8 protein-coding genes are annotated in these 7,767 nt (G+C 69.6%); 4 read left to right on the forward strand and 4 right to left on the reverse strand.

Annotated elements, in window-relative coordinates:
- Complete coding sequence (locus tag ACIRU3_RS08390) at positions 1-960, forward strand: MerR family transcriptional regulator (protein WP_404053135.1); 960 nt, start codon at positions 1-3, stop codon at positions 958-960.
- Positions 961-1,128: 168 nt separating this feature from the next.
- Here the strand turns inward: ACIRU3_RS08390 and ACIRU3_RS08395 are convergent, their stop codons facing one another.
- Positions 1,129-1,590: a hypothetical protein gene (locus ACIRU3_RS08395; RefSeq protein WP_404053138.1), complete on the reverse strand. Its 462-nt coding sequence runs from the start codon at positions 1,588-1,590 to the stop codon at positions 1,129-1,131.
- A gap of 254 nt (positions 1,591-1,844) precedes the next feature.
- Here ACIRU3_RS08395 and ACIRU3_RS08400 point away from each other — a divergent pair, with 254 nt between their 5' ends.
- Complete coding sequence (locus ACIRU3_RS08400) at positions 1,845-2,381, forward strand: MarR family winged helix-turn-helix transcriptional regulator (RefSeq protein WP_404053140.1); 537 nt, start codon at positions 1,845-1,847, stop codon at positions 2,379-2,381.
- Positions 2,382-2,665: 284 nt separating this feature from the next.
- Positions 2,666-3,259, forward strand: a complete 594-nt coding sequence (locus ACIRU3_RS08405) for a hypothetical protein (RefSeq protein ID WP_404053142.1) — start codon at positions 2,666-2,668, stop codon at positions 3,257-3,259.
- Between the two features lie 128 nt (positions 3,260-3,387).
- Here the strand turns inward: ACIRU3_RS08405 and ACIRU3_RS08410 are convergent, their stop codons facing one another.
- From ACIRU3_RS08410 to ACIRU3_RS08420, 3 genes are all read right to left on the reverse strand, one after another.
- Positions 3,388-4,467: a sensor histidine kinase gene (locus ACIRU3_RS08410; RefSeq protein ID WP_404053144.1), complete on the reverse strand. Its 1,080-nt coding sequence runs from the start codon at positions 4,465-4,467 to the stop codon at positions 3,388-3,390.
- Positions 4,460-5,155, reverse strand: coding sequence for a response regulator transcription factor (locus ACIRU3_RS08415; protein ID WP_404053146.1), 696 nt, complete (start codon positions 5,153-5,155; stop codon positions 4,460-4,462). The genes ACIRU3_RS08410 and ACIRU3_RS08415 overlap by 8 nt, the downstream gene beginning before the upstream one ends.
- 68 nt (positions 5,156-5,223) lie before the next feature.
- A complete protein-coding gene (locus tag ACIRU3_RS08420; RefSeq protein WP_404053149.1) occupies positions 5,224-5,928 on the reverse strand; it encodes a VanZ family protein in 705 nt (234 codons plus the stop codon).
- Between the two features lie 345 nt (positions 5,929-6,273).
- Between ACIRU3_RS08420 and ACIRU3_RS08425 the strand changes: the two genes are divergently transcribed.
- The gene (locus tag ACIRU3_RS08425; protein ID WP_404053152.1) at positions 6,274-7,650 is read left to right on the forward strand and encodes a M1 family metallopeptidase; all 1,377 of its coding nucleotides are present in this window, start codon (positions 6,274-6,276) and stop codon (positions 7,648-7,650) included.
- Positions 7,651-7,767 lie beyond the last annotated feature (117 nt).

Genomic DNA, 7,767 nt, shown 5'->3' on the forward strand with positions numbered 1-7,767 from the left:
ATGGACCGCGACACGCTCTATTCCATCGGGGAGTTGGCCCGCAGAACCGGCCTGACGGTGAAGACCGTCCGGTTCTACTCCGACAAGGGCATCGTCCCGCCGACCGACCGGAGTCCCGCGGGCTACCGGCTGTACGGCCTCGACGCACTCGCACGCCTGGACCTGGCCCGCACCCTGCGCGACCTCGGGCTGGACCTGGCGACCGTGCGCAAGGTCCTGGACCGGGAAGCATCCATACCGGAAGTCGCGGAAGCACACGCCAACGCCCTGGACGTACAGATCCAGACGCTCGGCCTGCGCCGGGCAGTACTGCGAGCAATCGCCAGCCGTGGCCCCACCACCATGGAGATGGACCTCATGCACCGACTCGCCACACTGTCCCGGGCCGAACGACACCGGCTGGTCTCCGACTTCGTCGACGACGCGTTCAGGGACCTTGACGACAACCCCGAGTTCGTCGCCCTGATGCGATCCGCTCTGCCCGAGCTCCCCGATGATCCCGCGCCTGAGCAGGTCGAGGCCTGGGTGGAACTCGCCGAACTCTGCCAGACCGCAGACCTCCGCATCGCGCTGCGCCGCACAGCTGAGGACCAGGCGCAAAAACCCTCCCCGCAGGGCGTCAGTGCCCTGCACGATGCTCTCGACCAAGCGATGCGTGAACGAATCGAGGAAGCCGTATCCGCCGGCATCCTCCCGGCCTTTGCCGAAGACGCATCCCGGGCCGAGACACTGGGCGGACTCTACGGCCACGCTTTCGAGCGTGCTGACGACGGCGATCTGCGCCGCTGGCTCCTCGCCCGCCTGCAGGCAACCACCGACCCGCACGCCGAGCGCTACTGGCACCTCCTGGCGACGATCAACGGATGGCCCGCATCACCCACACTCGCTCCCGTCCACACCTGGTTCACCACCGCCTTCGCCATGAGCGATGACGACGATCACCAGGGCCTGATGCGATGAGGACGCGCCTCCTGAAATTCGGCCTGTGGGCGGACGAGCAGGCGTTGGCATGGGTCAGCGGACTCGTTGCGGAGGCTGTGGCATCCCGGAGCGCCCGGATCGTCGATGAGACCACCGCCCGCGCCACGACTTGGACAGGAAGCTGCCACAAGATCGGCCGGACAAGTCCTAGACGTGGGTGAGGACCTGTCGCAGGGGATGGCCGAGCGCGTCTGTGAGGGAGGCCAGTTCCTCGTCGGTCAGCCATGTCCGGTTCGGGTACAGAACCTCGATCCTGAACCGAGCGAACCCCATCGGCCAGTCGTACACCAGGTCGTTGAGCGACGTTTCGGCGCCACAACAGGGAACCGGCACCATGAGCGTCGCAGAGCCTTCGGCGTAGCGCTCCGAGACGGCCTCTCCCCACCAGCCGGGTGTGAGCTCCGCACCGCAGCGTGGGCAGGAGATCTTCCGCAGGTTGGCACCGCAGAAGACCACCTCCACGCTGTCGTGCCACGTGGCTGCCGGACCAGGGCGGGCGTCGGCGTCAGGAAGCATCCCGGACAGCTCGGCAGCGGCACGGTCCGCCGCACCCTTACTGGGCTGCCAGTACGGGTCTGTCGGAATCACCGTCAGGTAGTTGTCACTCATCGCCCGTCTCCCTGTGCCCGCCAGGATCCGCTCCGTGTCCACCGGCCCGGCGAACCTGTCCGGTCACAGCACCGGATGCCGGCCTTGCTGAGCAGGGCTTGCGCGGTCATCGGGACCCTTCGGGCGCTGCTCCACCCGCTGAGCCGAAGCCGGAAAGCCGCCTGGCCCCAGTTCCACGATCGCCTTAGGGCTAAGATTCTAAGGGGCGTGCTATGTACCGTGCGCCCGGGGCACGGGCGCACGAGGGGACGAAGATGGCAGCACGCAAGGCGGCGCGTCGGGACGCCGTGGCGATGGTGATCGAGGCCTGGGCGCGGGAGCGGCCCGAGCTGGACACGAGCCCCCTGGAGGTGCTCGCCCGACTGCACCGCTCGTTCCTGCGCTACAACACCAAGCTCACCACCTCGATAGAGCGGCACGGGCTGTCCGTGGCCGGTTTCGACGTGCTGACCGCACTGCGTCGTTCCGGGGCGCCGTACCGGCTGACCGCGGGCCAGCTCGCCGACTCGGGGCTGGTGTCGTCCGCGGGGGTCACCTTGCGGATAGACCGCCTGGAGAAGGACGGCCTGATCGTGCGCGAGCGGGACGCCGAGGACCGCAGGGTGGTCTATTCGAGGCTCACCGAAAAGGGCCTGGCCACCGTGGACGAGGTATTCGCCGAGCATCTCGACAACGAACGCCGGATGCTTGCCGAACTGTCGCCCCCCGAGCGTCGCCAACTCGCGCGGCTGCTGCGCAAGCTGGAGGACTCGATTCTCGCGTCGGACGAGGAGCCGCCCTCGGCTCCCTGACGACGGGGCATCGGATTCGGCCCGCCCGTGGGGTGGCACCGCTGCCGCGCGACTCGGACCGCCCGTGACAGGCTGCCCAACCCCAGAACTCGACCACCTCGATCGCCAACTCCTCGTCGGCGCCCGGTCGCGCTCACCCTCGTCTCCTGGCCGCGACGAGGAGCGCGTACGTCGGACACGGCGCGCCCGCCAACCGGGCGAGGGGCCGGGCGGAACGGCATGGTGCGAGGGCCCGCGGGCGTTGCGGCCGGAGACTGGTGCCCCGGAGCCAGACAGGAGAGAGCATGGACGATCGCAGCCGCCCAGGTGCCCAGGGCTCCGTGACCACCGGCGTGGACCGGGGAGCCGGCAGTCGGGCCGGGGTGCTGGGCACCGCGCTCGCCGGCGTGCTCGCATTCGCGCTCTCCTCCGGCTCGTGGCAGTGGTTCTCCACCTACATCGGCGTCACCCTGCTCGCGGTGACCCTCTCCTTCACCCGCCCGCCGGCCCCCACGCCCGGCCCGAGGTCCGGGTACGTACGGAGCCTCACGGCGTACTCGCTGGTCGTCGGCCTGTGCGTGGCCCTCGCGGTGGCGCCCGCCATGCAGCGGTGGACCTGGCTCTTCCCGATGCCCGGCACCCGCACCAAGTGCGCCCAATTGGGCAGCTACGCGGCGCTCCAGACGCAGGCCGCCCTGCATGACCCGGGCGGCCGGTACAGTGCCGTGCTGGCGTACGCGCAGAGCGACCAGAGCCAGCACGCCGTCAACAACTGCCTGGCGTCCACGACGACACTCTGGCTGCCGGTGTACGCGTCGGCGGCAGCCCTCCTGGTGGCGCTGGGCGCCTGGCTGGTGGGCAAGGCCGGCGCAGGACGGACGACTGCCGGGGAGCGGTGAGAGGTCCACCCGCTGCGCCCGACCCGGAAGCCTCTCGAAGCTCCGCCGACCAGTCGCTGCCACGGGTGGCCCTGGCCTGCACCGAACTTCCGGTCACCGATCCAGTGGGCCCCGCTCTGGGACGATGCCTACGGCGTGCCGGGAAGCCGCACGGTTACGAGGAGACCGCCGGCGGGGCGGGGGACGAGGTCGAGGGTCCCGTCATGGGCGCGGACGATGCTGTGCACGATGGCCAGGCCGAGGCCGACGCCGGCGTGCTCGTCGGTGCGTACGCGTTCCGTTCCGCGCTGGAAGGGTTCGGTGAGGGTCGGTACCAGTTCCGGTGGGAGCCGACGACCCGTGTTCTCCACCCGCAGCACGCTCGTGTCGCCGTGCGCCTCGGTGTGGACCGTCACGGTGCCGCCGGCGGGGAGGTTGTGGACGATGGCGTTCTGGACCAGGTTCGTCACCATGCGCAGCAGTAGCTCCGCGGAGCCGCTGGTCCGGGCCGCCCCGCCGGTGACGTCGAGCGTGATCCGGCGCTGTTCGGCGAGGGGAAGCAGCGTTTCGGCGGCTTCCTCGGCGATGAGGGAGAGGTCGACGCTCTCGCGGTTGAAGTTTCCGCTGTCGCCGCGGCTGAGCAGCAGCAGGGCCTCGGTGAGGCCGATCGCCCGCGTATTGACAGCCTGCAGGCGTTCGATGAGTTCGTCCCGGTCCCGCGCGGGGTCCTTGCGGGCGACGTCGAGGAGCGTCCGCGAGATCGCCAGCGGGGTGCGCAGTTCGTGGGAGGCGTTCGCGGCGAACCTCCGCTGCTCGGCGACGTGGGACTCGAGTTGCCGGAGCATCGAGTCGAACGCGTCGGAGAGTTCACGGAATTCGTCCTGGCGGCCCTTCATGCGGATCCGGTGGGACAGCGACCCGTTCTCGGCCCTCCGTGCCGCATCCGTGATCTGTGCGAGTGGTGCGAGCATCCGGCCGGCGAGGATCCATCCCCCCAGGAGGCCGAACACGAGCAGGAAGACCATCGCCACGGCCGCGGCGGGGGCGAAGGTGTGCACGAGGAGATAGCGGTTGGGTGAGATCCCGAGCAGGCCCTTGGGGGTGTCGGGTACGTAGCGCAGCAGGAACACCCACACCACGCCCAGCAGGAGGGCGCCGGCGACGGCGAGGAACCCGGCATAGCTGAGGGTGAGTTTCAGTCGGACGCTGAGCCCGGGGCGTCTATCCACGCGTACTGCCTGGCTCGATGGTGTCCGTACCGGTGTCGATCCGGTAGCCGACGCCGGGCACCGTGGCGATGATCCATGGTTCGCCGAGTCGCTTGCGCAGGGCGGAGACGGTGATGCGCACGGCGTTGGTGAGGGGGTCGGCATTCTCGTCCCAGGCCCGTTCCAGCAGCTCTTCGGCGCTGACGACCCCTCCCTCGGCCGCGACGAGGACTTCCAGCACGGCGAACTGTTTGCGGGTGAGCGCGACGTAGCGTCCGTCGCGGAAGACCTCCCGGCGGAACGGGTCGAGCCGCAGGCCCGCGATCTCGCGGACCGGGGGCCGGGCGTACGCGCGTCTGCGGTCGAGCGCCCTCAGCCGCAGGACGAGCTCCCGCAGTTCGAAGGGTTTGGTGAGGTAGTCGTCGGCGCCGAGCCCGAACCCGGAAGCCTTGTCGTCGATCCGGTCGGCTGCGGTGAGCATGAGGATCGGGATGCCGCTGCCGGAGGCGACGATGCGCCGGGCGACCTCGTCGCCGGAGGGGCCGGGGATGTCGCGGTCGAGGATCGCGAGGTCGTAGGAGTGGACGCTGAGCAGTTCCAGGGCGGAGTCGCCGTCGCCTGCGATGTCGGCGGCGATCGCCTCCAGCCGCAGGCCGTCACGGACGGCTTCGGCCAGGTAGGGCTCGTCCTCCACGATCAGTACGCGCATGTCCGAAGCCTAAGCAGCAGGTCATATCGCCGACGTATGCAACGACGTCGGCACACCGGACATGCGACTCAGCCTGCCGGTGCCGGCGCGGGGCGGGGCCGGTCCGACGGCGCTTGCGCCGTAGTCCGCCACCAGCGGCGCGACGCCAGCCCGGCCAGCACGGCGCCGGCGGCGTTGACCAGGACATCATCCACGGAGGACACCCGGTCGAGGCGCAGGACGTACTGTGCGGTTTCGACCAGGACCGAGCAGCCCGCCCCGAGCGCCAGGATCCGCGGCACGGACGCCGGCGCCGAGAACCGCATCGGGGCGAAGAACCCCAGGGCCGCGAAGATCAGCAGGTTGCCGACGATCCCGACCGGCCCCATCGTGACCAGGTCCCGCAGCGGTATCAGGCTCACCCGGGCGGGGGCGGTGCCGGCCCCGGCGCCCGGCATCATGGTCAGCCACAGGAGCGGCACCGTCCCGTGGATCATGCCCACCTCGGCCAGCGACCTCCGCCACGCCCATGTGACACCGGCGGCACGCCGCCGGAGCGCCAGAGCCCACACCACCAGCGCGGCCAACGGCAGCGTGACCAACGTCATGAGCACCACACCGTTGAACGTGTCGAAGCAGCCGTGCCACCGCCCGGCCATGCACCTCGGAGCGGACATCATGAGCGGCCCCCGCACGACGAACATGGCGCTCGCGATACCGAGGATCATCAAGCTGACGAGCACGATCCTGTGCGTGCGGCGGGGCGGATCGGACAGGGATGCGTTGGGGTTCACGCACCCATGGGAGACGGAGGGCCGTTGCGGTGGCGTATGCGATTTTCGATACGCCCGCGATACACGGCATCCCCGGCATCAAGGAACTGGCGCAAGCCTGCAGCCGTTGCCGTTGCCGGGCAGCGGGAGGCCGAAGGCCGACAGCGGGCAAGAAGGTCCAGGGTCCGAAGAACTTTTACCGACCTTGAAGCAACCAAGAGGCACTGCCGGCTTTCTGACGTCTCGCGTCCTGCCGTCGATGGGAGACACGAGATGAAACCGCATACCGCGAGGGGCAGCCGGCTTCGGTCGGCCGTCCCGGGCCGTCTGTCCGGCTGGGTTCCGGCCACAGCACTCCTCCTGGCCATGACGACGTCCTGCACCGGCTCCGCACCGGGGGACGGTGGAGCCGTGGCCGGAAAGCCCGGCACGGCCGGAGTGGGGGACCGGCTGTTCCCAACGCTCGGCAATGGCGGCTATGACGTGACGCACTACGGACTGACACTGGATTACGTGCCCGAGACCAACCACCTGAAGGGCACGGCGGTCATCACAGCGCGCGCCACCCAGGACCTGAGCCGCTTCGACCTCGACCTGTCAGGACTACGGGTACGCACCGCCACGGTCCAGGGTGCGAAGGCCCAAGTCGCCCGCTCGGACGACGAGTTGCTCGTGACACCGGCGAAGACGGTGAGAAACAGCGAAGTCTTCAAGACCGTCGTCACCTACGACGGCACCCCCCGCACGCTCAAGGGCGACGACGGAGGCCTGGAAGGCTGGGTGGAGACCGACGACGGCTCGACGGCCCTGGGCCAGCCGTCCGGCTCCACGACCTGGTTCCCGGGCAACCATCACCCGTCGGACAAGGCCACCTACGACATCACGGTCACCGTGCCCAAGGACGAGGACGGCGACCCCTACGACGTGATCAGCAACGGCAAGCTGATCACGGAGAAGGACAGGGGCGACGCGGTGACCCGGCACTGGCGCACCGAGGAGCCCATGGCCAGCTACCTCGCCCACGTCTCCGTCGGCTACTTCGAGATACACAAGGGCTGGACGGACGACGACCTGCCCGTCTACGTCGCCATCGACCCCGACGAGGCCGAGGGCGCCGCCGATGTCGCAGACCTGGTGCCCGAGATCGTCGACTGGGCCGGCAAACGCTTCGGTCCCTACCCCTTCTCCTCGACCGGTGCCATCGTCGACCACCTGCCCGGGCTCGACTACGCCCTGGAGACCCAGACCAAGCCCTACTTCGACGAGGCGCCCGACGAGGCGCTGCTCGTCCACGAGCTGGCGCACCAGTGGTTCGGCAACTCCGTCACCCCACGCAAGTGGAAGGACATGTGGCTCAGTGAAGGTCTGGCCACCTATGCGGAGTGGCTCTGGGAGGAGGAGCGGGGCGACAGGAGCACCGAGGAGATCTTCGCCGACTTCTACGACGGCACGGACGCCGAGAGCGAGGGTATCTGGGCCTTCCCGCCGGCGGATCCACCCAGCGGGGGGCGCGTCTCCGACCCGCCCGTCTACGGACGCGGTGCCATGGTCGTACACAAGGTGCGCGAGGCCGTCGGCGACAAGACCTTCTTCGACATTCTTCGTACCTGGACCCGGCAGCACCGGCACGGCAACGCTGACACCCGGCAGTTCATCGCCCTGTGCGAGAGCAAGTCCGGCAAGGACCTGACCCGGCTCTTCGACACCTGGCTCTTCACCAGGAAGAAGCCCTCCCGGATGTGAGGAGACGCGGCCCGGGGCGGGGGGGCGGCCCGCGGGGGCGGGGGGGGCCCGGCGGGGGGGGGGGGTGGTTGTGGTTGTTGTGCGGGGGCACGCCCCGCGCCGGCGAGGTGGGGTGTG

This window comes from Streptomyces sp. NPDC101151 (assembly GCF_044768335.1).
Taxonomy (GTDB): domain Bacteria; phylum Actinomycetota; class Actinomycetes; order Streptomycetales; family Streptomycetaceae; genus Streptomyces.

Excerpts from the sequence above, each read along its gene's own strand:
- ACIRU3_RS08390 (WP_404053135.1), top strand. The coding sequence starts at position 1 with ATGGACCGCGACACGCTCTATTCCATCGGGGAGTTGGCCCGCAGAACC.
- ACIRU3_RS08395 (WP_404053138.1), bottom strand. The coding sequence starts at position 1,590 with ATGAGTGACAACTACCTGACGGTGATTCCGACAGACCCGTACTGGCAG.
- ACIRU3_RS08400 (WP_404053140.1), top strand. The coding sequence starts at position 1,845 with ATGGCAGCACGCAAGGCGGCGCGTCGGGACGCCGTGGCGATGGTGATC.
- ACIRU3_RS08405 (WP_404053142.1), top strand. The coding sequence starts at position 2,666 with ATGGACGATCGCAGCCGCCCAGGTGCCCAGGGCTCCGTGACCACCGGC.
- ACIRU3_RS08415 (WP_404053146.1), bottom strand. The coding sequence starts at position 5,155 with ATGCGCGTACTGATCGTGGAGGACGAGCCCTACCTGGCCGAAGCCGTC.
- ACIRU3_RS08425 (WP_404053152.1), top strand. The coding sequence starts at position 6,274 with ATGACGACGTCCTGCACCGGCTCCGCACCGGGGGACGGTGGAGCCGTG.